Here is a 25998-nt window from a genome sequence, read left to right as displayed (position 1 = left end):
GTACCCCATGACATTTCTTGGAAAGTTGTTAAAGTTATTAGAGTGGTTTTGGCAGTCATTTGCGGCCGGGACACGGTTTATTTGAGCAAAACGGCTGTTGGAATGGGAATCAAAATTGACGTCATTTCCCGGAAATCTCCTCGCGTAGGTAGTCATGAGGAAGTCCGGCAAATGAAGACAAAGAGTCCAAGGTTTCGTGGGATCGTTCTCGTGTGGCCTTTTACTTTGTCTCCATGGGGTTTCGAGAATGTAAGTGTTTAGCGACATCTCTGGCCCGTGCCTTTAAGTCAAAGGCGCATTGTGCGATTTCGGCGACATGTAAGTGTTGTCACGCGCTGTGCGAACTTGGCGAAGGCGGTGACAAAGTGGGACTAGTGCCCACTTTTTTTCGTTGGTGGGTTTGGAAATGATGTGAGTCGTCGAAGTCGGGGTGTTGCTGTCGGCGGAGATATGGTGAGCACGGCGACCGGTTTTTCTGGCCGCAGCGTTGTTTGGCTCAAATTTTAGTTGAGAGGATTGCCTGGGACGCACTAACTCATGATTGGCGGTGCGGCATGGATTGGACGCGTGGCATCGTGAACGACGGCGGGTGAAGATGAACGAAATCGTCGGTACTTCCGGCACTGGGATGGCCCATCGGAACGAGAGACTGACGAGGAAGGACAAACATGAACGGCCCTGAGCTACTACGAATCGTCGATGCCTTGCATCGCGATAAAAATATCGACAAGGAGATCGTGTTCGAGGGGATCGAACAGGCGATCCTGTCAGCGGCGCGCAAACACTATGGCGAAGAAGAGACCTTCGAGATCAATATCGATCGTGAGACGGGGGAGTCTTCGTTGAAAATTAACGAAAAGCTACTAGATTCAGACGAGCTGGGAGATTTGCTGGGCCGCATTGCTGCACAAACGGCGAAGCAGGTGATGATTCAGAAGATTCGCGAAGCTGAGCGAGATGCGCTGTTCGACGAATATCAGGAAATGCGGGGGCACATTGTCACCGGTACGATCCAAAGCCTCTCGGGTGGTACGGCTGCGGTGAATTTGGGCAAAGTCGAAGGCATCTTGCCGCGTGGAGAGCAAATCCCGGGTGAGTCCCACCGTCCCAGCGAACGTGTTCGGGCTGTGGTGATGGATGTTCGCAAAGCAGGGAGCCGAGTCAAAATTATTCTCTCGCGGACGCACGCTGACCTTGTGCGGCGGTTATTTGAATTAGAAATTCCCGAGATTGGCGAAGGTGTGATCGAAATTCGCTCGATTGCTCGTGAAGCGGGATATCGTTCGAAGGTGGCTGTCTCCTGCAACGATCAAAAGATCGATTGCGTCGGGGCCTGCGTTGGAGTTCGTGGTTCGCGAATTAAAAATATCGTGGATGAGTTGGCCAGCGAGCGGATTGATATCGTCCGCTGGAACGATTCGTTGCAAGTCCTGGTTCCCAATGCCCTGCAACCGGCGGAGGTGGAAAACGTTATCCTGTGCCCGATGTTGGGACGGGTGCTGGTGCTGGTCCGAGATGATCAATTGTCGCTATCGATTGGCCGCCGCGGTCAAAACGTGCGATTGGCGTCCAAGTTGGTCGGCTGGGACATCGAAATCATGACCGAGGATGAGCTGAACGATCAACTGGAAAGCTCTGTGATGGCATTTGGGGAAGTTCCCCATATTAGCAATGAACTCGCGGAAAGCCTTGTTGCACAGGGTTTTTTGAGCTTCGACGACCTGTCAATTATCGAGCCGGATCAATTGGCCGAATTGGGCGGTTTGACCGAAGAACAGTGTGAAACGATCGTTGAATTCGCGGACCAGGAAAGCGAACGGCTGGAAAAAGAACTACAGAAGCGTCGCGCAGACGCTCGCATGGCAGCTGCGGCAGCACCGGCGGAGACGCCTGCTGAAACCACAACAGCGGCTGACACGGAAACGGCTGAGGGCGCGGAAGCGGCATCCGATACCGAAGCAACCGAAGCAACCGAAGCAACTGAAGAAGCAGAGAAGACGGAAGTGGCCGAGGCGGCTGCTGAGGAAACCCAAGAAGCGGTTGATGCCGAATCCGAAGTTGCGGCCAATGACGAGGAAGCAGTTGGCGAAACTGTTGCGGAGGAGAGTGTCGATTCCGCAGAGCAAGTCGCTGATGAGGAGCAGAAGATAGTGGCTTCCGGTGAGGAAGTTCAGGCACCGGAAGACGGCGTCGACGACGAGACTTTGACAAAAGCGGAGGCGTCGACACCGGAAGAGTAAAACATAGTAGCGATTCCAAAACTTGCAAATAGCCGTTGGGCATCTCGGAAGACGGGGTGGTAACGGCATTCGCAAGGTGGGAATTTGGATCAACGCCGTTGTCAGGATATTTGGCGATTACAATTGATCGCTGTCATTGACCAGACAGGGCGAAGCCGCCTCGGTTCAGGCGGCGCAAAGAGGTCTTTAGCGGTACGAGCTACTCGTGCCGGTCACTTACAAAACGCTTTGAGATCCAAGGAACGCCAAGTTCCATCTGGCTGATGCCGGGTGCGGAGCAAAGGCAAACGAGGATTTGAAGCTGTAATTTGGACGGTTTATCCGGGGAGTGTTTGGATTGAAGGTTCGGATCTTCGCTCTTGCCAAAGAGTTGAAAATGGACAGCAAGGAGCTGATCGATCTTTGCCGAAAGGTGGGGATTGAGATCAAAAACTCAGCCCTTGCCAGCATTTCGGAAGAAGAGCGAGACAAAGTTTTGGCAGCTGTTCAGAATAGCGACTCCGTTGAAGCGGCGCCGTCCAGCGCTACCGGTCCGCTGGCGCCGGTCCGTGAAAAACCACCTGTGGGTTCATCGACCAAAGTCCCGGAAATTAAAGTCATTCCCTCAAAGCCGGCGAAGCCCCGTGCAAAACCGCCTGAGGAAAAACCGGAAGAGGCTCCTGAACCTGTCGTTGAGGAACCGATCTCCAAGCCTCGCGATCTGGCTGCCGAGCAGATGATGGTGCCGGTGGAAAGCGCTTCGATGCGGTCCGCCGCAGGTAAGGCTGCTGCCGCCGGTCCGCTGGCGGGGATGCGAGCGAAGAAAGACGCGGTCGAAGAGCCACCCCCAGCAGCGGAAGAACCGCCAACTGTCGGGGATGAGCCTGTGGAGGAACCGCCTGTCGTTGAGGAGGAGGTGAAAGCCGATGCTTCCTCGACGGACGTGGCTCCCATGCGTCGCGGAGACTATATTCCGCCTGCCGGTCATGGTCGCGGGGGAATGAAGTCTGTCACTCCCATGGCACCGATTGGTAGTGCTGCGGATGCGGCACCACCCGCGACAGAAAAGCAACCACGCAAGCGCAAGTCTCCGCGGTTGCCGAGTTTGGCCGCACCGGCTATGGCAAAGCCGCCCGTGGCGCCGCCTAAACCCACAGAAGCGCCGGCCCAAAAACCGGATATCCGCTTGCCCACTGATGTAATGACGCAGTCTCGGCCGCTGCAAGAATACGTCAAACAGCACGCGGAAGATAAGAAGAAAAAGAAATCGGGCATTGTCCCCGTATCGCCGATATCTCCTGACGAGCGCAAGCAGAACAAACGGGGCGCAGGGCTGATCGAAACCCGCGAAACCCGTCAAGGTAAGCGGAAACGTCGCGGTGGACGAGATGATGACGACCGGCGTCCCCGGCGTGGTATGCGTCGCAAGTCGCGGCCCACTTCCACGATCCCGTTGAAGACGTCGGCCAAGATCGAATTCCCGATCACAATTCGCTCGCTATCCGAAGCCATCGGCCGGCCCGCTAAAACGCTGATGACGATGATGTTCCAGCGGGGCGAGCCGTTGACAATCAATGCCGGCTTGGATGAAGAGACGGCCATCGAATTGTCCATGGAATGCGGCGTTGATCTCGAGGTGCGTCACGAGCGAGACATCGAACTGGAATTGGTAGAAAAACTGACCGGCGGTGACGACGACGTGGAAGGCGAAACGATCCGCCCGACGATTGTCACAATCCTAGGTCACGTAGACCATGGTAAGACCACCTTGCTGGATGCGTTGCGTTCGGCGAACGTTGCCGATGGCGAAGCCGGAGGAATTACGCAGCACATCGCCGCGTATCAAGTCGAACACGAAGGGCAGAAGATTACCTTCGTCGATACTCCGGGCCACGCGGCGTTTGGTGAGATGCGGGCACGTGGTGCCAACGTTACGGACATCGTCGTATTGGTTGTTGCGGCCGATGACGGCGTCATGCCGCAGACGAAGGAAGCCATCAGCCATGCCAAAGCGGCCGGTGTGCCGGTCATCGTGGCGATGAACAAGATCGACCTGCAAGGGGTCGACGAACAGCGCGTGCTGCAAGAATTGTCGACGAATAACGTCCTACCCGCCGAATGGGGTGGGGACTACGAAGTCATACGGACCTCCGCCACGACCCGTCAGGGCTTGGACGAGTTGTTGCACACCATTGTGCTGACGGCCGAATTGCATGAATACAAAGGCAATCCGAATGTCCCGGCGCATGGCGTTTGTCTGGAAGCGTTCCGAGACGAAGGACGCGGTGTGCTGGCTTGGTTGATTGTTCAACAAGGGACGTTGCGCATCGGTGATGATGTCTTGTGCGGACCGGCTTACGGTCGGATCCGGGCGATATATGACGATCATGGAAACGAATTGGAGGAGGCGCCTCCCAGTACTCCAATCAAAGTCTCCGGTCTGGATGTCGTACCCGGTGCGGGAGATCACTTCTTCGCGATGGCCGATATTGACGAAGCCCGCGAAGCGGCGGAGTCGCGTCGTCAACGGGGCCGTGCAGAATCACTGGCAGGACGCGGGTTGCCGCGGACGCTGGAAGACATCCTGAATCAGGCCAAAGAGGGCGATGTTCAGGATCTGCCATTGATTATCAAAGCCGACACCCCCGGTTCGGGCGAAGCTCTGCGAAGCGAAATCGAGAAATTGGACCACCCGGAAGTGCGTGTGGAAATTGTGCACGAAGGGGTCGGTGGTGTGAATGAAAGCGATGTGACGTTGGCCAGTGCCACCGGCGCGATCATCGTTGCGTTCCACGTGGTCGCGGAAGACCGCGCCGCCGCATTGGCCGACAAAGAGGGGGTCGAAATTCGCCGTTACAGCATCATTTATGAAGTCTCCGATGACATCAAGGCGGCTCTGGAAGGGTTGTTGCGACCAGAATTGCGGGACGTACCGACCGGACGTGTTTTGGTGCTCAAAACATTCAGTATCAGCCGTTTCGGAACGATTGCCGGCTGCCGCGTGTTGAATGGCACGATCGACCGGAATAATCGCATGCACGTGATCCGTGACCAGAAAGTGCTGAACAATTATAGAATTGCGTCACTGAAGCGAGAGAAGGACGACGTCAAGGAGGTCCGCGACGGGATGGAGTGTGGTATTCGTCTGGAAGGGTTTAACGACGTGAAAGAAGGAGACCTGTTGGAAGCTTACCGGGTCGAAGAAGTCAAACGGACGCTTGAGTCCACGGCGGCAGGCTCTTAACGGCGACAGCCGCGCCGCCGGCAGGTGGGCGTGGTTCCGTACGATCCGGGTTGCGCAGGCCGCAGCACTAGTGACCACAAACCGACCGCGTTTGCTCAATGAACGAGAGTGGCGCGAGGATGGTTCCCCTGACATTTGGACGGTTGATTCATGAGTTCTCGACGCTCGGCGAAAGTCGCGCAAGCAATTCTGGAATGCGTGAGTTCCACCATTTTGTTGGAATTAAAAGATCCGCGGGTGAAAAATGTCACCGTGACCGGAGCGGAGGTCAGCGCGGATTTACGCTCGGCCAAGATCCGGGTTTCGATTTTGGGCGACGAAAAGACGCAAGCCTTGACGTTGCGCGGGTTGGAGTCGTCACGGGGGTTTCTGCAAGCCAAAGTCGCCGAGCGATTAGAGACTCGTTATACTCCGGTCCTGAAATTCGTCCTCGACCAAGGGGTCAAATTGAGTATCGAAACATCAGCGATTCTCCGCGATCTGAATTTGCAACCACTAACCGAGGAGGCGCATGATGCGGCGGATGAATCCAACGTCCCCGACCTCGATGAGGAATCGGATACCGTCCAGGACGGCACACCCTTGCCAGCCAGTCCAGTCGATAAACCTCCCCCCGCACCCGACGGCGAAGTCGGCCCGCCTTGATAACACCAGTGAGTCGTGAAGGCGCGTGATTCGGTGGCGCCCCTTGTTGTTGCGACAGGCTGTCATGGCGAACAAGCTGGTACCCACCTTATAAATCACGAAACTTGGCTGTGATTGAAATTTGAAACGGCCCCACATCGGTGTCATTGCTACAAATCATTCTGGAACCTCATGGCTGCTGCACAAAAAACCAAAGCTTCCGACCGGCAGGCCGTATGCAAACGGTTGCTGACGAATTTAAAAAAACGCTACACGGGAAAGCTGCCAAAGTTCGAGAAACCCGTGCTAGAAACGATGCTGTTTTCCGCCAGTTTGGAGAATTCCACCTGGGAGGAAGCAGAGGCGGCTCACGAGCGGCTGCATGCGGATTTCCATGACCTCAATGAAATCCGCGTCAGTTCGGTTAAAGAGGCCGAGACGGTTTTCTCGAACTTAAGCCATCCCGATTGGCGGGCGCTGCGCGTCCGTAGCGTCTTGCAATTTGTGTTCGAGGACACGTATTCCTTCGAATACGATGCTCTTAAACGCAAGACGTTGGAGTCGGCTAATAAGCAGTTGAACAAAATCTCGCATATGACTCCGTTCATGCGGCTGTTCACCTTGCAACACGCCCTGGGCAGTCATTTGTTGCCGGTCGATGATCGGATGAGCAATGCGATCGTCTGGCTGGGTTTAGCGGCACCGGGTACGCCGACGGAAGACGTTTCGAATATTTTGAAGTCATCCGTCCGCAAATCGGACTCGCCCTTGTTTTGCCATCTAATACGTTGTCTGGCGACTGACCCTAAGTACGCGAAGTTCTTCGAGACCATTAATAAACACGCGCCGGAGGAAGGTTGGGACTTGGAGACCGGCGTGGAACGATTGGATCGACTATTCAAACGCGGTCCTTCTGCGTTCCTAAAACCGAAGAAAAAACGCGAGACTTCAAAAACAACGAAGAAAACGACTAAGAAAACCACCAAAAAAACAACTAAGGCACGCGGCACAGCTTCCAAGACCGCAAAGAAAAAATCGACTGGTTCAGCGACCAAGAAAAAGCCCGCAGCCAGGGTTCCCCGCAAAAAGGCCGGTGTGAAAAAAGTGAAAGTTGCCAAGCCCAAGGCAACAAAGAAGGTGTCGCGTAAGGCCAAAAGCGTGAAAAAAACGACAACCCGCAAAAAGCCAACACGCTGAAACCGGCCCGCAAAGCCGTTGCTAATCGTGCCAACCACTCGCGGCACTTTTTGTCCGGCCCCTTGCCAGTGGCAGAACGGACTTGGTGGTTGGGGAAGTCTGCGAGTACAATAGCAGACGACATTGCGGTCGTTTTTTAAAGCGGCTATTTGCGCCGACCGCGCCGTTGGACAAGTTGACACGGTATTTGTCTGCCAATAGTTGTGATCACGGAAATCTGGTTGAGGAATCAACGCGCAATTTGACGTTCATTAGCTCGACACATCGGGGAGCACCGAAACATGGGAATCATGGGACATCGTAGCGTTTTACTCTTCCTGACTGGGATTGTTTTTCTCGGGAACCCACTTGAGATTCTTGCTGATGAAACGCTGCACGGCGATCAACTCGCCTTTGCGGTCGAATCCGACGACGATGCGCCGGTCCCACCAGAGAAACCGAAAGTCGACCTTTCCAACGGGCTGAAGATACAGCCGAATGAAGACAAGTTGGAATTGCTCAAACCGATTAAACCGCGCTCGGCCGATGAGCAGATGAGAGTCGAAGCGTTGACATGGTTCTCAGTGGGCCGCATGCGTCTGAAACGGGGGCAAAACCAGACAGCGCTCGAGGCGTTTCAAAATGCTTACAAGCATGATCCGCAATCGGTGGCGATTCTGGAATCGTTGATTGCGATGTCCATCACGCTGAATCGGGTCGACGACGCGATCGATTATTCAAAGAAGTTAGTAGAGGTCGCCCCGGACCATTTCCACTCGCTACAAATCTTGGGACGGCATCTTGCCCAACAAGGAAAGATTCCCGAAGCGATCAAGATGTTGGAACGGGCCATTGCGACTGTTGAATTCAACAAGCATTCGGAAAACTATGTGCGGCTCATGCGCGACCTGGGGATTTTGTATCGCGCTACATCCAATGCTCCCAAAGCCTCAGAAGCCTATGAAGTGGTGTTCGATGCGATTGAGCATCCCGAACAATACGATTTGCCGGACAATGTGCGGCGGCAATTGATGGCCGACGTGATGACCAATTATGAGCAGTTGGGCGACACGTTTTATCAAGGCAAAAACTATAAGTTGGCGATTTCTGCTTACCAGCGGGCGATCGAGACCAAGACCGGCAATATCGGCAATGTGATCTATCATCTTGCGAAGGCCTATTTGGAATCCGGTCAGCCGGACAAGGCGATGGAAGAGTTGCAGGCATACTTCGATGCACAGCGACAAACTCAAGGGCGCGCAGCTTATAAACTGTTGGGGGTGATTTTAGAAGCGCAAGGCAAGTCGGACCAATTTCTGCCTAAGCTGCGCGAATTGGCGGAGCGGGATCGGCGTAACGAAAAGCTGCAGTTCTTCTTGGCCGAAACGTTACTGTCGGCCGATGCCCTCGATGAGGCGGAACAAGTATTGACCCAAGCGCTTGAGCGGTCCAAGGACCCCGAAGGGTTCGCAGTGTTGGCCGGGATCTACCATAAACAAAACCGGCCCAATGAATTGTTGCATACACTGGCGCGGGCTTATGCGGGGCGCAACCAACTCAACGCGATCCAGGCGGAATTGAAGGCGATTGCCGAAGATAAGGAGCTGACCGCCAGCGTAATCGCCGAGGGGCGAAAACTTAATGAGGAAGAGTTCGACTTCGCCCACGCCTATGTGTTGGCAAATCTGGCGGAACGGGCTGACGAGAAAGCGCAGGCCGAAGAGTTTTATCGTACGGCACTGAGCAAAACCCGTGTTGCCGAACAAAAAAACTCGGTGTATCTGGAACTGTCCGACCTGTTGCGTTCCCAACGAAAGTTCGACGAAGCGGCTGAAGCGTTGCAGCAGGGTGTGGATGATCCCGCGTTCATCGCCGACTTGCAGACGCGGGTGTTGTTTTATTATTGGCTGTCCTACAACTTGGAACTTGCCGGCCAAACCGAAGCGGCTTTGAAAGCGATTGGTGAAGGCATGAAACTAGCGGGGCGACCCAATGCAATTTTGAAATTACGCGAAGCCTGGGTCTATTATCATAGTGAACGAAACGACGAAGCCATTCAGCGGTTTGAGGCGATCATCAAGGACTTTGCCAGTGATGCCACCATCGTCCGCAGCGCTAAGTCCAACCTTTCTAACCTCTACGTGCAGATGGGCGATCAGCAGAAGGGTGAAGAGATTCTGGAGGAAGTCTACCGAAAGCACCCGACCGAACCGGGGGTCAACAATGACTTAGGATATCTCTACGCCGACCAAGGTAAGAACTTGGAACAAGCCGAAAAAATGATCCGCATTGCGATCGAATCCGACCCGGATAACGCTGCGTACCTCGATAGTATGGGATGGGTACTGTACAAACGGGAAAAATTTGAAGAGGCGTTGCCTTACCTGAAGAAGGCATCGGAAGATGACCTCGGCCAGGACGGCACGATCTACGATCATCTAGGGGACGTCTATCAACGGCTGGAGAAAATTGATCTCGCGGTTGAGGCGTGGAAAAAGGCATTGGAACTCTCCAAAGTCGATGCGAAATCTAACAAGAAGCTAATCGAGCGTTTGAACGAAAAACTCAAGAATCATCAGTCGCCTCCTGGTGAGTTGCGCCCAGAGCGACCCGATTCGCCGTAGCAACCCGTTGTGAATGGCGGCACTGGCCTCCGTTTCTGGGGAGCACTTTGTTTACAACGGGCAGTGAGATAAATTTGCAGGTAGGACGGACAATTTTCAACCAGTTTCAAAACCCGCTGTGGTGTATGGTTTCCTCCGAGATGGGGAATTGCTGAGATGCATTACCGGGCTTTTGCATAGGTTTTTCTCTATCATCTGACGATTGACATGGCTGGACATTCACACTGGGCCGGGATTAAACACAAAAAAGGCATCGCCGATAAAAAACGGGGTGCCCTGTTCGGGAAATTGAGCCGCGCGATTATCGTTGCCGCCCAGAACGGTGGCGGCGACCCGGCCATGAACCTGACGCTGCGCTACGCCATCGACCGCGCCCGCAAATCGAGTATGCCCAAAGACAACATCGAACGCGCCATCAAAAAAGGCTGCGGCGATATGGGCGGTGTGGTCTACACCGAGATTCTCTACGAAGGCTACGGTGCTGAGGGAGTGGCCGTGCTGTGCGATGCGCTCACCGACAACCGCAACCGCACCGCTGGTGAAGTCCGCAAATGTTTTGAGGTCCATAGCGGCAATTTGGGCGCAACCGGCTGCGTTTCTTGGATGTTTGAACGCAAGGGATTGTTCCTCGTTCCGGCCGAAAATATCGACGAAGAATCGTTGTTCGAAGCAGCCCTGGAAGCGGGGGCGGAGGATGTCAAAGCAGTCGGCCCCGGATTTGAGATCACCTGCGATCCCGAGGTGTTCGATGATGTCGACTCCGCCTTGGAAGCCGCAAAATTTACGACCGAAATGTCTGAGATTACGCGCGTGGCTTCCAACACTGTAACGCTCGACGTGGCGGGAGGCCGTAAGGTTCTCAAATTGATCGATGCGCTGGAAGAGTTGGAAGACATCCAGTCCGTGACTGCGAACTTTGACATTCCCGATGATGTCATGGCTGAAGTCGAGAGCGAATAGCGATCGCTGCTCCGGATTGGTGATCGACTCGCTGCACGGTTCATCGTTGGAATTACGGGCTGATGCGCGGTCGTGTTGCGGATCTCACAAATTGGCGCACGATTCGTCAATACTCGCCCGTTAAACGCGAATTAGGAAAGTCGGTCCTTTAAACCAGAAGGATCAAACTCCATCGGGCACTGAGGGCAGGTCGAATTCCATTCCCCGGTGGGAATTGCCACAATTGCTGAGTCGCTTCATCGCTGAAAGTCGCCTGAAATGAGCATCGAATTTCACTGTCCCGGCTGCGACAAATTGCTCAGCACATCGGACGAAAGGGCGGGGTGGCAGGCGCAGTGTCCCCAATGCAGCACTTTGGTGACAGTGCCGCTCAATCCCGACACCCCCGCGGTCCTCGACCCGGTCGTTGGCCCAACAGCCCCGGCAGTGGGTGATACGACGCCCTCGGATGGCAGTTGCTGTCCCATGTGCGGCGCGGCGGTTTATTCGGTATCGGGCCGTTGCGCTCAATGCGGAGAACGCTTCGGTGTTGATGCAGCGGAGTCGGCCAAGCGGGATTTGGTTTACGCGGGATTTGGTGTGCGTTTCTTGGCCTTCTTGATTGATTACGTGATTGCTGGATTGATACCGGGCATTGCGATCGGCGCCCTGTTGGAAGTCGGAGACTTTGCGGGCGACTTTGATGATCCCGCCGACGAGACTTGGTTTATTTCTATGATCCTGGGGTTCGTCGTGGATTGGTTGTACCATGCTGTGATGGAAAGTTCGTCGCTGCAGGCGACATTGGGGAAAATGGCGATGCGGTTGATTGTGACCGACACGGAAGGGCGGCGGATTACTTTTTGGCGGGCGACTGGGCGCGCATTTGCCAAAATCCTGTCGGGGATGATGTGCTCTCTTGGCTATATCTTGGCGGCGTTCACAGAACGGCATCAGGCGCTGCACGATATGATTTGCGGCACGTTAGTGGTGCGAGCGTGATTTCCGCGTTACGTTATAGGTCGTCGTAGACGGGATAAGCCACTGGTCCGGGAGCACGCATTCGATGATCGAATTTCACTGTCCGTTTTGCGACAAGTTGCTGGCTACTTCGGATGATAAGGCGGGACATCGCGCGGATTGCCCTGATTGTGGACAGGTCGTGATCGTCCCTGACAGTTCTGAAGTTCAGACGAACACGCCGGATCAAGGGTTCTCCCGTGATACGTCGGCCGAAAGCGGCCAGGCAGCCGTGCAGCAGGATCCACAGGGCGAAGATTCATCGTTGGAAGTGACTAAGCCTTGCCCGATGTGCGGCGCTCAAATTAAGGCGGCCGCCATTAAGTGCCGATATTGCGGCGAAGAATTCGGCGCGTTGGGGGGCAGGGGACCTGGCACGACGGATGGGACCATCGTGCCCACGCCCATTGCCATGGGGGAGGTGATGAGCAGTGCCTGGACGATTTTCAAAGAGCAGATGGGAATGTGCATTGCCACCATGGTCATCGCGGCGCTCGTGTATATCGGTAGCCAATTCTTGCTACAACTTGTATTCGTGGGCTTTTCGGTGTTAGGTTCAGGTTTGGGCGAGGGCGGAATTGCTGTCATGGTTATCGCCATCGTGATTATGTATCTGTCGATGTTCGTTGTGCAGACGCTGGTCATGTTGGGCTGGCTGCGGATAATGTTGGCGGTCGCGCGAGGTGAACCGGCCGATTTGGGGCAACTGTTTAAATCAGGACGTTGGTTGTTCCGGGCTTGCGTCGCCAATTTTCTAATCGGCATGCTGATGCTGGTTTTCATGTACGGACCGATCCTTGCGGGGATTGGCATCGCCAGCGCGTTAGGAGCCGATGAAGGAATCATGATGTTGATCGTGTTTCCGGTGGCGTTTGTCGTTGGTATTTTGATGATGACGGTCTTATCGCAAGTCCTGCCGCTGATTGTCGACCAAGATATGGGGGCGATGGAGTCATTGCGGACATCGGTTTCTATCACCTCGGGAAATCGCGGGCAGTTGTTTCTGTTGGGGTTCGTCGGCATGCTGCTGTACATGCTGGGATTTCTGGCTTGCGGTGTCGGCGCGCTGTTCACGGTCCCCTATCTGGCGGTATTGTTTGCCGTCACCTATCTACGAATGACCGGTCAGGCGACAGTCGCTTGACGCGCTGGCGTTTGTGCGGAATGATCTATGCATTGAAAACAATTCTCCGCCTGACCGGCGACCCGATATCCCCCCGGTTACGACCGCACGAACGCCGTCGTCTGAATCCACTAGCAAGGAGCCGCTGACATGTCGATCGAGTTTCATTGTCCTCACTGCGATAAGTATCTCAAGACCAAGGAGGACAAAGCGGGACGGATGGCGGATTGTCCCGGTTGCAGCCAACAGATCGAAGTGCCAAGCATCTCGGATTTTCGCTACCAGGAAACCGATGCCGAAATGACCGGCCCGATTGAATACGGCGATGTCGACGTGATATCCGAAGAGACCAAGACGTGTCCAATGTGCGGACAAGAGGTCAAAGCGGCGGCGGTTAAGTGCCGGTTTTGTGGAGAGGAATTTGGTGCGCAGCCGTTAACCGATGGCCAGATTCGTCCGACGGTGATTGACGTTGGTGAGGTGATGGGGACGTCGTGGGACATTTTTAAAGCCAATTTGGGGGCTTGTGTGGGGGCGACCATTGTCGTGCTGATGCTCAATGGATTTGTGCAACAGGGAGTTGGCGGAGTGCAGACGCTGATTCTTGGTGACCAGGCGGGGAATCAGATGGGCTTGTTAATCGTCGTTCAACTCATCGGTTTTTTGATTTCGTTTGTTTTTCAAACGTGGCTTACCGTGGGGCAGATGATCTTCTTTTTGAATGTAGCCCGCGGCAAGGAAGCGACGATCGGCCAAGTCTTTACCGGTGGCGCGATGTTGCCAAACGCACTGGGCGCGCAGATTCTGTTTACAATCATGTACATGATCGGGTTTATCCTGCTGATTGTGCCTGGGGTGATCATCGCGTTGATGTTTAGTCAGAATCTTACCTTAATCGCCGATCGAAATCTGTCGGTGATGGATTCCTTGCAAACGTCACGTGAAATCACGAACGGCAACAAGCTGAGCCTGTTCACTCTGTTTCTGGCACTGTTCGGTCTGATGATCGTTGGGATCTTGGCCTGTTGTGTGGGCGTGTTTTTCACCGCCAGCTATGGGACGCTGATGATGGTAGTCGCCTATCTGCGTATGACCGGACAACATGTGGCTGTTTAATCACCCGATTAGAGTCTGAGTGCTTTTCTGAGGTCGTCATTTCGGTCATAGGGCACTTTGGTTGACGTCACTCTTCTCGCTGTGTTCGATCGGTTCCAATTCTGGGTGTGTGGGCGCGCTTACAGACTAGCCGCTTGGTTTGGGATATAGTCGAAAGTGCATGCAACCCAACTTCCGTCGTTCGGACTCAGTCTTCCTGAAGGCGCCTCCACATGACCACACAATTGCGCAGTCTCGCCGTTTGGAAATGGGGACTGTTGTTGTTGCTGTGGTGTGGTTGTCTGTATGGTGTGTTGCGGGTGACGGAGATCCCCGGCGATTGGGGGCATTGGATTTGTGGGCCATGGGGGTGCGGTCCAAAGTTGCAGGCGTTGGTTGCCTGTCATGGGTTTTGGCTGGTGCTGCTGGCTCCCCCGACAATCATTTTCTGTGCGGCGCTGCCTACGCGCCAGGTGCGACTGATCGGTACGCTGCTGGCCGGCTGGGGGGCGGCGGCGGTCTTGATTGTGACCCTCATCCAAGGTTGGACTTGGTTACCTGTCGCGCTGCATCCGATTTATTTCGGTCAACGCGTGCTCTTTTGTATCGCTACCACAGTCGAGATTCCCATAGTGCAGTTTGTCTGTATTGGTCTGCTTCTGCGGTATTTGGCGAAATCACGCGACCGGCGCGAAGCGGCTGAAGGGGACAGGGCGAACGAGCTTGAGGCGTGAGGCAATTGACGAGAATCGGCGCAGTGCGCAAGCCGTACTTCCTCAGGCCTGACACCTCAGGTCTCAAGCCTATCCGCTGCTTGTTGTTCACTGTCGGGCGGTTTACAATCGCATCCGCAATTAAAAAACTATTGTTGCCAATAGCTCCGACGGTCCCTCCCCACGTTCCCTCCTAAGTCTGAGTTGCCATGCCGCCGCAAGAATCGAATCCGTTATTGCGTCCATTGTCTATTTTGCTCGCCGGGGTTTCGCTCGCCATTGGTTGGGGGATTCGCGGGAACTATGGACATGAAACCGGCGCCATGTTTCCCGGAGCTTTGACAGCCATTGCTGTCTGTTTGCTGTCGGGGCGCGAGGATTGGCGGCAGCGGGTAGGGCAGTTCGCGCTGTTTGGCATGTTGGGTTGGGGCTTTGGCGGGTCGATGTCTTACATGCAGGTGATCGGCTTTTCGCAATCGGGGCATGCGCCGACGCAGTTGTTTGGATTTGCCGGTTTGTTTTTGATCGGCTTTTTATGGGCTGCGCTGGGCGGTATGGGAACGGCGCTGCCGGCTGTGATGGATAAGCAACGACTGAATAACATCTTTAAACCGCTCGTCAGTCTGTTAGCGATTTGGGTCGTGCTGTACGTGGCGCTGTTTCCCATCATGCGGCTTGTCCAAGCGTATCTGGAGATCGATGGCTTTCCCGCCCCCATGCAGCGACAAGAATCGGGGTTGTATTGGTTTGACAGCGATTGGTTCACCGTGCTGTTTGTGTTGAGCGGTGTGTTGCTGTTTGATTTTATCAATCGCCGCTGTAGCCAATGGCCTCAATTGTTGCTGTTTTCGGCGATCGGCGCCGTTGTGGGTTTGGGAGTGCTATTTGGATTGACGCAGCTGGGTTGGACGGAAGCGATCTACAACACGTTGGTACAGCATCAAGGCGTCTACGGCGATCGCTTCACCGCCGACCAATTGGCTGTGACGAATTGGCCGCCGATCATTCTGCACTTTGCCACCCATGAAAAATTCCTCTGTACTGGTGATCTGTTGGGAATTCTTTTGGGCTTGCTGGTGGGCATCACTGTCTATTTTGCTATGTACGGACAGTTTCGCGATGACTCCGGTTTGTTCTTGTGGATGGCCGTCGGTTGGTTTGTTTGCTTTTTGGCGCTGCCTGTGTTGGGCAGCTTACTTTTCATCACCATTGATGGAGTTCGCTATGCCTTTGCCGACATTGGTGGATTGCGAATGACGCCTCCGCGGGGGGACAACTGGGCGGGCGTGTTGGGGACGTTTCTGGGGGCGAGTATCTACCTGTTGCGGCATCAGCTCAAGGCGGTTGTTCTGGCGGGCGTGGTGTGCGGCATCATTGGCGGGGTTGGGTTTTCGGGGATCTCTTTGTTGCAGGGTCTGTTGTTGTCGGTGGGCAATGAACGGGTTTCGGCCGATCTGGCGATTCAACAGAAATGGACCGAGTGGCAGCAAACGGAATGGGAGCCGACGGATTGGATGGACAAGACACAAAAAATGCCCACGCCGGCATTTGTGAATGAACTCCGCGAATCACGCAAAGAAGAATTGGCACCGTGGCAGCATTTTCATCGCCAGAATTGGCACAGCTTTTTGGAACAGTCGTACGGATTCGTCAACGGACTGGCGGTGATTTTCGCGATGGCGATTCTGCTACCACGGGTTCCAAAGTTGGATGACGATGTTGTCCCGCGACAACGGTGGACAGAAATTGTCTCCATTACGTTCGCGTTGCCGGCATTGCTCTTTGTGAACATGTACAAAAACATCAAGGACTGGTCCCCACTGGAGGGGGCAAAAAAGCTGTTGCCGAACGTGATGAAAGCACCGTGGATCGACTTTGAAATGTCGGCCGGGGGGTGGTTCAATTTCTTCTTTACGTTGGCCACGGTGGCGTTTGTCGGTTTGATGATCGCACACACGCGGCGGCGGTTGGCGATTGTGCCTGAGAGTTGGATCGGTCGCGGGCAGTTGTTGTATTTTCTGTTGCTGTGGGCGTTTGTGTTGGGGAATTTTGCCAAGGCGCTCGCCTATTTTGGCGAAGGGCGATTGCTGACCGAAGGGATCATCATCGTCAATGCGGTGATTGCGACCGTCCTGGTGCTGCTCTTGCCGCGGGAAGGGGAACAGGTCCGGCAGTACGGCGAAGTGAACTTCAACCGCTGGCTGCTCGGTTCGGCGGTGTTGGGGCTGATTTTATTTGCGACTGTGCCATTCATCGAGCGGAAAAGCCTGCGCAGCGTTTACGGCGACGCCCGCGTGGGGCATGGCGGGATCAATCGGCGATTCGATCCCAACGCCAATTGGAATCGTATCCCGCTGCTCAAAGGGCAACAGCACCGTTAACGGGTGAGCCTGTTTTGAAGAGACTCATCTCTCGTGCTAGACAAGCAAGGTGCGTTGCGACGCACCTTGCGGGGCCTTGCTTATCTGAGGCCGGCGAGTTCTTGGAGTTGGTGCCAGTTTTCTAGTCGGTCTTGTTTAGATGCCAGTAACGTTTCCGAAGGGTTGCCGTCTTTGTCGAAGTGTTTGGAGAAGCGGCCTTCGCTGCGGCAGAAGTCGATGAAATCGACAACCTCTTTTGTCTTGGGATTCTTCCACCAATCGTCTTTGACGGACGGATTGCCCTGCAGCGACAGCCGTTTTTTGATCGTGTCCCCTTTGGTGGGATCATGAATCAACAGCGGAAAGGCTCGCGTGTCGACCGCCAGCCGTGCTTGGTCGGTGGCCATGTTGTCAGCGACGCCATGTTCGGGCTGGCAGGTTGTGTAACAGTTGATGATCGCCGGGCCGTCGAATTCCATTGCGCCGATGACGGACTTGTAGAAGTGATTGGTATGAGCGCAGGTGGTTTGCGCCACATAGGTGCGGGGATGCATCATGGCGATTTGCGCAATCTCTTTGCGGCGTTCCTGTTTGCCGGCATGCAGTTTTCCATGAATGGTCATCTTTGTGTTCTGACCGGCATATGTTGCCGTCGAGGCTTGTCCACCGGTGTTGGAATAGACCTGCGTATCAAGCACAAAGACTTTGATGTTCATCCCCGAGGCTAGCATGCGTGACAGCGATTGAAATCCGATGTCGAACATCGCGCCGTCGCCGCCAACACACCACAGGGGGCGGTCTTGCCAACCCATCTGGTCCCAGCGGCTGCGGATGCCCATTGCATCGGCGGCCACGTTTTCGAACAGCGAGTTGGTCCAAGGAACGAGATAGGGATTATACGGATAGGTTGAGGTATAGACCGTGTTGCAGCCGGTCGCGGCGGCGATGCCCCATTTGTCGCCGTGCATATTTCCAGTCGCCGAGCAGAGCATTCGCAGGGCCGTGCCTTCGCCGCACCCAGCGCAGGACCCTGCACCGCCGGTGTAAATGTGCGTTTGTTCTTTGAGCATCATGTCGATCAACAGATTGTCGTTGATATACGACTCATCGGAGGGGCCGATGTTTTTAAACAGGCGATGACTTTTACGAATGTCGGTCATCACCTGTTCGGTCTTGGGGACCATCTTGAGCGCCAAGTCATCGCAGACGGTCACGCATTCGGCGCAACCTTTGCACTTACTGGGATCGATGATGATCGCAAACCGTCCGCCTTCTTTGCCCTTCTTGATAGGGCCGTCGTAATACTTGCGCGTCTTGGACCATTGTTTTTCAAACATCCCGCGCTCGGTCTCGTCAGGGAGGCCGGTTAGTTTCTCTTCCAACGTTGATTCGGCCAAAACCTTGCCGAGGATCGCCGTGTCGGGGCAGAGAGTCACGCAATCCATGCAGCCAGTGCAGTTTTCCGTGACGTACTCGGGGATTTCCGGAGCCACGTAGCTGAAGTCGCGCAAAGTGGCTGTCCCGGCGGGAATCAAGGAACGCGCGGTCGTCAAATCGGCGGGAAGTGATTTTTCAGCGCCGCCTACTTCGTAACCATGAATGATGCGATCATTGAAGTCGTTGACATCCAGAATCGGCAGGTCGACAGAAATGTAAGGGGCGTCAACCAGCGTGCCGTAGGAATTGTTATTTTGCGGATCGCGTTCACTCGCCTCGTTCATGTTGGCGGTGGCGGTTTCGTCGACGGTCGCCATGTGATTTCCCTTTCCTCCCCGAATCACGAGGAGATTCAGACGGTTGGTTTGTTCGTGGGAGACAAGTCGGTTGTACTGAGACTGCGAATGCCGAAGTCGCCGGACATCAGGGGTTCCCGTTGTTGATGATGTCCCGCGGGACCTCATTCATTTCGCTGTAACCGCGTTTGACGCAAGTCAGGTTGTCCTGCACGACTTGCTCGCCTCGTTTGCCGAAATATTTTCGCAGGGCCTTTTCGACACCGGCGTACACTTCGTCATCGGACATCGCTGCGTCTTGTGAGAACGGGGTCAGCTTGAGAAACGCCCCGAGCAGCACGATGCCTTGCATCCGCATTTCCAAGTCGGCAACAGATGCCACATCGCGGGCAATGCTGACCATATCTAAGAAATTCAGCCGCAACTGCCTTTCACGAATGGTCTGTTGATGATGCGGTGGGACTCGTTTCCAGACGTCGGCGGGATCGGAATAGGGGCTTTGCATCACGATGGCCCCGCCGTCCACCATGCCGGTGAGCGGGTTGCCGCTGATGAGTGCGTTGGAATCGTTGAGCACAACCAGGTCGACGTAAGCCAATTCGCTATGGGAAAAAATATGCGAATCGGCAATCGTCAGATAATAAGTCGTCGGCAGACCTTTCTTTTCGGAGCCGTATTTTGGATACGCCTGGACGTCCTTGCCGAAGACCTGTCCGCCGATGGTGGCGATCACCTTGTTGGTGGTGACCGAGCCGAATCCGCCGACTGAGTGGCCGCGCATCGAGAAGGCGCCTGGGGGACGCAAATCGGGGTCTTCTTTGATTGCCAACGACGAAGAGTGTTTAATGCCGACGGAGAAGAAATCTTGGGAGTCAGTCATCATGTTGTCGAAGATGGCGATGATGTCTCCCGGACGCACATCGCGGCTGCCGAGTCCAGCGGCTCCGTGGTAGATTTTGGGAATACGATCGATCTTCTCGATGCCATTTTGACCGGTCATCGCATCACAAAACGCCGCTTTGATTTCACGGGTCAGGTGGTTCCCGGTCGTGGAGAGTGGATCATCCATCCGCTCAATCACCGTAAACGCTTTGCAATTTTCGAGGGCTTCTACAATCCGTCGGGAAGGGAAGGGGCGGAAGCAATAGATATTCAGGCAGCCCGCCTTGATCCCTTTTTCATCGCGGAGATAGTCGACAGTGATCTGCGCGGTCTCCATGTAGGACCCGATGCCGACCAGAATGTACTCGGCGTCCTCGCAGCGATAGCCGTCCACGAAATCATATTTCCGCCCGGTGTTGCGATAAAACTCTTCGAAGGCTTCTTCCAAGGCCGGCTCGACTTGGTCGTAATACCAACGCTGCGCCAATTTGCCCTTCATGTAGGAGTCTTGGTTTTGGACGACGCCCGACATCAGCGGATTGTCGGTGTCCATCAGATTCATCAGTTTGTCTTCAGGTTTGCCGATGAATTCTTTCATGAATTCTTCTTCTGGCAAACGGACCGATTCGACAGTGTGCGTGGTCAAAAAACCATCTTGCACGTTCAAAAACGGCGTGACGGACGCTTCTGCGGCGCGGCGGCTAATGAGACATAAATCACCCGCTTCCTGCGCGTTGCGGCCGAATAAAATGCCCCAACCGCAATCGGCAACGCTCATCACGTCGTCGTGCCCAGCATGCACGTTGAGGCTGTGGCTGGTCAGTGCGCGGGCCCCGATATTGAAGACCACCGGCAGGCGTTTGCCGGAGATGGTGTAAAGGACCTCCTTCATCAGCACGAGACCTTGCCCGGAGGTGAAGTTGGTCACGCGACCGCCGGCGACGGCAAAGCCTTCGCAAAATGTGGCAGCGGAGTGTTCGCTTTCCGGCTCGACGAAGACCAACTGGTCACCCCACATGTTGGGGATGCCATTCATCATGGCCGCGTTGAAGCCGCTGCCCATGGTCGTGGAGCTGGTGATCGGAAAGGCTCCCGATCCTTGGGAGATTTTGGTTTCAACCCAGACGACCGCTTCGGCACCGTCGCACGTCGTCGGAATTCCTGGATATTGGAATTTCGACTCGTGGTGTTCTCCATCCGGGGTTCCGGTCGTACGATCTAACGCATCCGTAGCCATATATGCCACATCCCTTCCCATGAATGAATTATCCGGAAAAGCACTGCTTCACGTGAAGCACGGCGCGCCGGATTATGTCACATCAAACGATGCCAGGTTCGCTCTGAAATAAAAATCCTTCTGTGTCTTCAAACAGCTCGTCGTGGTGAGCGTCTTATGTTGAATCGCTGTTGTATAAATTCGGCAACAGGTTTTTGTCAGCCCTGCCGCAACGATGGAGTCTCAGTTCGCTATTGTAGCTAACGCCAGGCTGGCTGGCGAGTCTTTCTTCTCTGTGCCATGAAAAACGCTGCCTGCAACCTCAAATTCCATGTCACTGGCAACCTGCGTCGACCGGTTGATTCCGTAACTCGACCGCCACTGTTTATAATAACGGAAGTCGTTGTTTGAAGAATATGTGAGGTTGACCGGTCCGGATATCTGTACTCCTCCCCAGCACTTTTTTCGCGGGAGCGTTGGTCGATGCATCGTACCATCCCGGAAATCATCGATCGACTCGACATCGACGATCCGTTGTTGCTGGATGGAGCATTGGCCACGGAAATGCAGCAACGAGGGTATGATATCAGCGGTCCGCTGTGGTCCGCGCGCCTGTTGTCGGACGCCCCGCAAGCCATTCGGCAATTGCACTTGGACTACTTGAGGGCCGGTGCAGACTGCTTGATCACGGCGACCTATCAAGCCACGATACCGGGCCTCTTGGAAGCAGGTTTGAATTCGCAGCAGGCGGCGGAGAGATTGGATCTCGCAGTTCGTATGGCTGTTGAAGCACGGCAATTTTTCGTAGGCGATCCACCACGAAGCTCCGCCCAACCGGTTCCTTTGATTGCGGCTTCGATTGGTCCGTATGGCGCGTATCGGCACGACGGTTCGGAATACACCGGTGACTACGGATTGAGCCAGACGCAACTTGCCGATTTTCATCGCCAGCGAATACACCAATTTGCCGCCAGTAATGCGGACCTGTTGGCCTGCGAAACGATTCCTTCGTTGCTGGAAGCCCAAGCGCTAGTGCAGGTGTTGGCTGAGGTACCGGGGACTCCAGTTTGGTTGAGTTTTTCGTGCCGGGATGAACAACACATCTGTCACGGCGAACGTATAGCGGACTGTGGTCAATTGCTGGATGAGGTGCCACAAGTGGTGGGAATCGGCGTCAACTGCACGGCTCCACAATTCGTGGAGCCATTGATTGAGAATTTGCGTACGCAGACCGACAAGCCGATCGTGGTTTATCCCAATTCTGGAGAAACATGGGATGCGGGCCGCCGGTGTTGGACCGGCACGGCAAGCTGCGATGATTTTGTGCGAGCGGCCCAGCGTTGGCGTGCGGCGGGAGCGCGGCTTATCGGCGGGTGTTGTCGCACGGGGCCGGAGCACATTCGTGCGTTGGCAACTGCGTTCTCACGCTGAGCTGATTTTGCGGGTCGATGCAACTCGTCTGGCGAAATCCGAAGTTTGCGGCAACTGATGCTTGCTCGAATTGTGTCGGCAGGGTATGTAAAGAGGATTGTCACAGCTTTGCTTGAATAGACGCACCATTTCCTGCGGAGATACCTTGATGTATTACCATATTTTGCACGTGAATTATTGGGCCGTGCTGGTGGCCACCCTCGCTAGTTTCATGTTGGGCGGGTGGTGGTATTCGGCGTCCGGCTTTGGCCGCAGTTGGTTAGCGGCGATCGGCAAGTCGAAGAATGAACTAGGTAGCCCGGCGGTGGCGATGTCTCTGACGTTTGTGAGTACATTTTTCACAGCCATTATTTTGGCGATATTGATCAACGCCTTGGGCGATCCCAGCTTGTTTCGGGGGGCCCGCTTAGGATTCATTTTAGGGGTAGGCATCGTGGCGACTTCAATGTTTTCCGATTACCTGTTCAGCGGCAACTCGCTGGAGTTGTTTTTGATTCAAGTCGGATATCGTGTTGTGTTGCTGACCATCATGGGGGGCATCATCGGCGTATGGGGTTAATGCGCCGCAAGAAATAATATGGATGCGATTGAATACCTGAAATCTCCGGCCAAGCAAGATCACGGAACCGTAGTTGCAATTTATGGAGCGGAGCAATACCTGAAATCGGCGGCGCTCAAGGTGGTTGCCGATCAGGTTTTGGGGCACGAAGACGAAGATGCGCTACCCACCCGCTTTACCGGCAATGATGCCGAATTGGTGCGGGTGTTGGACGAACTGCGCACGGTGTCGATGTGGAGCGATTGCCGGTTGGTGATCGTCGAGACTGCGGACGAATTTGTCTCGAGCTATCGCGCTGGTTTGGAAAAGTATCTCGACAAACCGGCGAAAAAATCGGTGCTAGTTTTAGATCTCAAGTCTTGGCCCAAGAATACAAAGCTAGCCAAGAAAGTTGCCAAGGTCGGATTGGACATCAATTGCGCAGCGCTCAAGCCGGCGCAAGTGCCGCGGTGGATTTCCGCCCACGCGCGGCAGAAGTATGGCAAGACCATTGACGGCCCAGCGGCGCAGATCTTGGTCGAACTGGCCGGAACCAGTTTGGCGCAGTTGGACACCGAGTTGGACAAACTGTCGACGTATGTCGGTGAGACTGAAAACATTGACGCTGAAGCGGTGCGGATTCTGGTCGGGGGGTGGCGCGCGGAGACGACCTGGGCCATGCTGGATGCAGTTCGCGATGGCCATGTCGGACAGGCGATCGGATTGTTGGATAAACTTTTGGCCGCTGGGGAAGCTCCCATGAAGTTGTTGGGGGGCATCAATTATACGTATCGCCGCATCGCTAAGGCGACGGAGATTTCCCGGCACGGTATGCCGTTGGCCGATGCGCTCAAGTCGACGGGAATGCAACCATTTGTCGTGGGGAAGATCGTCTCCTATATGCGGAGAATCGGCCGCCCCCGTGCGGAGAAGATCTACGGTTGGCTAGCGGACGCGGATATGGACCTCAAGGGAAGCAGCGCTTTGTCCGAGCGGGCGGTGTTGGAGCAGTTGCTGTTGCGGTTGGGTGGTCGCGCGGGCACTTGAGTGTTTTGAAAAGGGCGACGAGACGGCGTTACCGGGTAACGATCATCGCCGTCGCGTTGACGATCACTCTCCAGTGATTTATCTTGGCATCGTCGATTAAAAGAACTTAAACGAAATGGAATCTCGTTGTGAATGAAACCGCTTGTCATGCTTGGCATGTTGCTGCCGGAGGCCGTATGGTCGACTTTGCGGGCTGGGATATGCCCGTGCAGTATTCGACGATCATCGATGAACATAACGCCGTCCGGCAAGCAGCGGGGGTGTTCGACATTGCACACATGGGACGCATTTATTTTCGCGGACCCGATGCGGCGGTGGTGTTGGATTCGATCGTCACCAACGACGTGATTTCGATGGAAGTCGGCCAAGTGCGTTATGCGCTCGTCACCAATGACGCGGGTGGTATTTTAGACGATGTGCTGGTGTATCGGTTTCCGGATTTCTATCTACTCGTGGTCAATGCTTCGAATCGCGAAAAAATTGTCAGTTGGATCGAAAACTTTCGTGAAGGCTTCGACGTGGAAGTCGACGATGCAACACTACAGCAATTCATGCTGGCGATCCAAGGCCCGCTGGCCTTAGAGATCCTTTCCCCACACGTGGGAGTCGATCTTGCCGAAATGGGATACTACACCGCGGTTGAAACGTCAGTGTTGGGGCATCCCGGGCTGGTCAGCCGCACCGGTTACACCGGCGAAGATGGGTTCGAGGTGATTGTCAGCAACGAACAAGCAGTGGAATTGTGGGAAACGTTGATTGCTGACGGGAAAGAGCAGGGGTTGCTTCCGGCCGGACTGGGGTGCCGTGACACGCTTCGTTTAGAATCCGCCATGCCGTTGTATGGGCATGAGCTGAATGAACAGATCGATCCCTACACTGCGGGGTTGGGATTCGCTGTGAAATTGGATGTCGGTGATTTCATCGGCCAACCGGCCCTGGCTGCCGCCAAAGAAATTACGGACCGGCGTAAACGCGTAGGCTTAGAGCTGGAAGGCCGCCGCATTGCCCGCGAAGGTGCTGAATTACTGATAGGGGACGCTAAAATCGGAGAAGTCACTTCCGGAACGTTCTCGCCTACGCTGCAAAAATCGATTGCTATGGGCTACATTGACCAGTCGCGGTCAGATGTCGGTACAGTGCTTGAAGTCGACATTCGTGGAAAGCGGGCATTGGCGACCGTCGTCGCTTTGCCGTTTTATCGGCGTTCAAAACCGTAAGGAATCCTGTCATCCATCGACACCAGCGGTGGCATAGTTCGTGTGGTGCACGGCGAGGCCTATACAGGTCTCCAACTCGCCGCTGATCGGCAAAATCGAAAAAGGTCATGAAATTTGCCGGATCACAAGAGAATTGCCTGATCTTGCGTGAGGAGAAAACGCGCAGCCTTGGGGCCAAACTTCTCGAATTCTCGAACCGATATTGGTAACCTAAACGGTCCCCGGCGGGCGATGGCGATCCGCCTGGGGATTTCCTTGCGGCTTCCTTGATTCAAGGAAGCCGAAATCATGATGATTTCTAAATTGGCGACGCGAAAGAACATTCCATGGCTGACCGCTCTAAATATCAACAAAAAGTCATTAAACGGTTTTACGACAATCGAGAGCAAATTGACCAGCAGCGCTTGAGCGAGTTGGTCACAAATCTTTTTCTGGCGGAAGGCAAAAAGAAGCGCGCGACCTTGTGGGAAAAGGCTAGCGAAACGATGTTACGATTGGGAGTTCCCCAAAGCCGTGTCGATCATGTTGTCGCTCAGGCGGATCCGGCCATTTTGGCTGAAGTGGTCAAAGAAGTCGAAGGCGGGATACATCGTCCACGGCCCAAGACCAACAAATGAATCCGTGAATGATTCGTTCCCTGCGGAAGTTTCTCCGGGTAGAAAGGTGCGGCGCTGCGCAGACAAGAGCATCTTCGTTCATTGCCTGCGGCACCCATGGCCCAACTGCACGTCTGGCGTCGACGGAGCTGTTGCATGATTCGCTGTTACCCTTTTTTTGCACCGTCCAACTAGAAGCAG

Annotated in this window: 18 protein-coding genes; 16 read left to right on the top strand and 2 right to left on the bottom strand. The window is 54.7% G+C overall.

Annotated elements, in window-relative coordinates:
- Nucleotides 1-668: 668 nt before the first annotated feature.
- From nusA to CA54_RS30320, 11 genes are all read left to right on the top strand, one after another.
- Nucleotides 669-2240, top strand: a complete 1572-nt coding sequence (gene nusA, locus CA54_RS21670; RefSeq protein WP_146373056.1) for a transcription termination factor NusA — start codon at nucleotides 669-671, stop codon at nucleotides 2238-2240.
- Nucleotides 2241-2577: 337 nt separating this feature from the next.
- Nucleotides 2578-5463, top strand: coding sequence for a translation initiation factor IF-2 (gene infB, locus CA54_RS21665; protein ID WP_146373055.1), 2886 nt, complete (start codon nucleotides 2578-2580; stop codon nucleotides 5461-5463).
- Between the two features lie 150 nt (nucleotides 5464-5613).
- Nucleotides 5614-6108 (top strand): 30S ribosome-binding factor RbfA, encoded by a 495-nt coding sequence (gene rbfA / locus CA54_RS21660; protein ID WP_146373054.1) that lies wholly within the window; start codon nucleotides 5614-5616, stop codon nucleotides 6106-6108.
- Nucleotides 6109-6279: 171 nt separating this feature from the next.
- On the top strand, nucleotides 6280-7284 hold the full coding sequence (locus CA54_RS21655) for a hypothetical protein (RefSeq protein ID WP_146373053.1): 1005 nt from the start codon (nucleotides 6280-6282) through the stop codon (nucleotides 7282-7284).
- 281 nt (nucleotides 7285-7565) lie between these two features.
- Nucleotides 7566-9887 (top strand): tetratricopeptide repeat protein, encoded by a 2322-nt coding sequence (locus tag CA54_RS21650; protein ID WP_146373052.1) that lies wholly within the window; start codon nucleotides 7566-7568, stop codon nucleotides 9885-9887.
- Nucleotides 9888-10094: 207 nt separating this feature from the next.
- Nucleotides 10095-10847 carry a YebC/PmpR family DNA-binding transcriptional regulator gene (locus CA54_RS21645; RefSeq protein ID WP_146373051.1) on the top strand — a complete coding sequence of 251 codons (753 nt, stop codon included), beginning with the start codon at nucleotides 10095-10097 and terminating at the stop codon, nucleotides 10845-10847.
- Nucleotides 10848-11105: 258 nt separating this feature from the next.
- Entirely contained in the window at nucleotides 11106-11828 is a 723-nt protein-coding gene (locus CA54_RS21640; protein WP_197532696.1) for an RDD family protein, read from the top strand.
- A gap of 64 nt (nucleotides 11829-11892) precedes the next feature.
- Nucleotides 11893-12990: a hypothetical protein gene (locus tag CA54_RS21635; protein ID WP_146373050.1), complete on the top strand. Its 1098-nt coding sequence runs from the start codon at nucleotides 11893-11895 to the stop codon at nucleotides 12988-12990.
- A 129-nt stretch (nucleotides 12991-13119) separates the two neighbouring features.
- Nucleotides 13120-14085: a DUF975 family protein gene (locus CA54_RS21630; protein ID WP_146373049.1), complete on the top strand. Its 966-nt coding sequence runs from the start codon at nucleotides 13120-13122 to the stop codon at nucleotides 14083-14085.
- Nucleotides 14086-14297: 212 nt separating this feature from the next.
- Nucleotides 14298-14798, top strand: coding sequence for a hypothetical protein (locus CA54_RS21625; RefSeq protein WP_146373048.1), 501 nt, complete (start codon nucleotides 14298-14300; stop codon nucleotides 14796-14798).
- A gap of 188 nt (nucleotides 14799-14986) precedes the next feature.
- Complete coding sequence (locus CA54_RS30320; protein WP_231963155.1) at nucleotides 14987-17158, top strand: hypothetical protein; 2172 nt, start codon at nucleotides 14987-14989, stop codon at nucleotides 17156-17158.
- Nucleotides 17159-17238: 80 nt separating this feature from the next.
- On the opposite strand, the gene CA54_RS21615 is transcribed toward CA54_RS30320, so the two are convergent.
- Nucleotides 17239-18891 (bottom strand): thiamine pyrophosphate-dependent enzyme, encoded by a 1653-nt coding sequence (locus tag CA54_RS21615; protein ID WP_197532695.1) that lies wholly within the window; start codon nucleotides 18889-18891, stop codon nucleotides 17239-17241.
- 106 nt (nucleotides 18892-18997) lie between these two features.
- On the bottom strand, nucleotides 18998-20989 hold the full coding sequence (locus CA54_RS21610) for a 2-oxoacid:acceptor oxidoreductase family protein (RefSeq protein ID WP_146373046.1): 1992 nt from the start codon (nucleotides 20987-20989) through the stop codon (nucleotides 18998-19000).
- Between the two features lie 462 nt (nucleotides 20990-21451).
- On the opposite strand from CA54_RS21610, the gene mmuM reads away from it, so the two are divergent.
- From mmuM to CA54_RS21585, 5 genes are all read left to right on the top strand, one after another.
- Nucleotides 21452-22399: a homocysteine S-methyltransferase gene (gene mmuM, locus CA54_RS21605; RefSeq protein WP_146373045.1), complete on the top strand. Its 948-nt coding sequence runs from the start codon at nucleotides 21452-21454 to the stop codon at nucleotides 22397-22399.
- A gap of 148 nt (nucleotides 22400-22547) precedes the next feature.
- A complete protein-coding gene (locus CA54_RS21600) occupies nucleotides 22548-22958 on the top strand; it encodes a DUF1761 domain-containing protein (protein ID WP_146373044.1) in 411 nt (136 codons plus the stop codon).
- 18 nt (nucleotides 22959-22976) lie between these two features.
- Nucleotides 22977-23984, top strand: coding sequence for a DNA polymerase III subunit delta (gene holA, locus CA54_RS21595; RefSeq protein WP_146373043.1), 1008 nt, complete (start codon nucleotides 22977-22979; stop codon nucleotides 23982-23984).
- A 128-nt stretch (nucleotides 23985-24112) separates the two neighbouring features.
- Nucleotides 24113-25201: a glycine cleavage system aminomethyltransferase GcvT gene (gcvT, locus tag CA54_RS21590; RefSeq protein WP_231963154.1), complete on the top strand. Its 1089-nt coding sequence runs from the start codon at nucleotides 24113-24115 to the stop codon at nucleotides 25199-25201.
- A gap of 326 nt (nucleotides 25202-25527) precedes the next feature.
- Entirely contained in the window at nucleotides 25528-25818 is a 291-nt protein-coding gene (locus CA54_RS21585) for a hypothetical protein (RefSeq protein ID WP_146373042.1), read from the top strand.
- The last annotated feature ends 180 nt before the right edge of the window (nucleotides 25819-25998 follow it).

It is taken from the genome of Symmachiella macrocystis (assembly GCF_007860075.1).
In the GTDB taxonomy this organism is placed as follows: Bacteria; Planctomycetota; Planctomycetia; order Planctomycetales; family Planctomycetaceae; genus Symmachiella; species Symmachiella macrocystis.
Note: the sequence above shows the minus strand (reverse complement) of the source record. Positions and strands in the feature narration are given on the sequence as shown.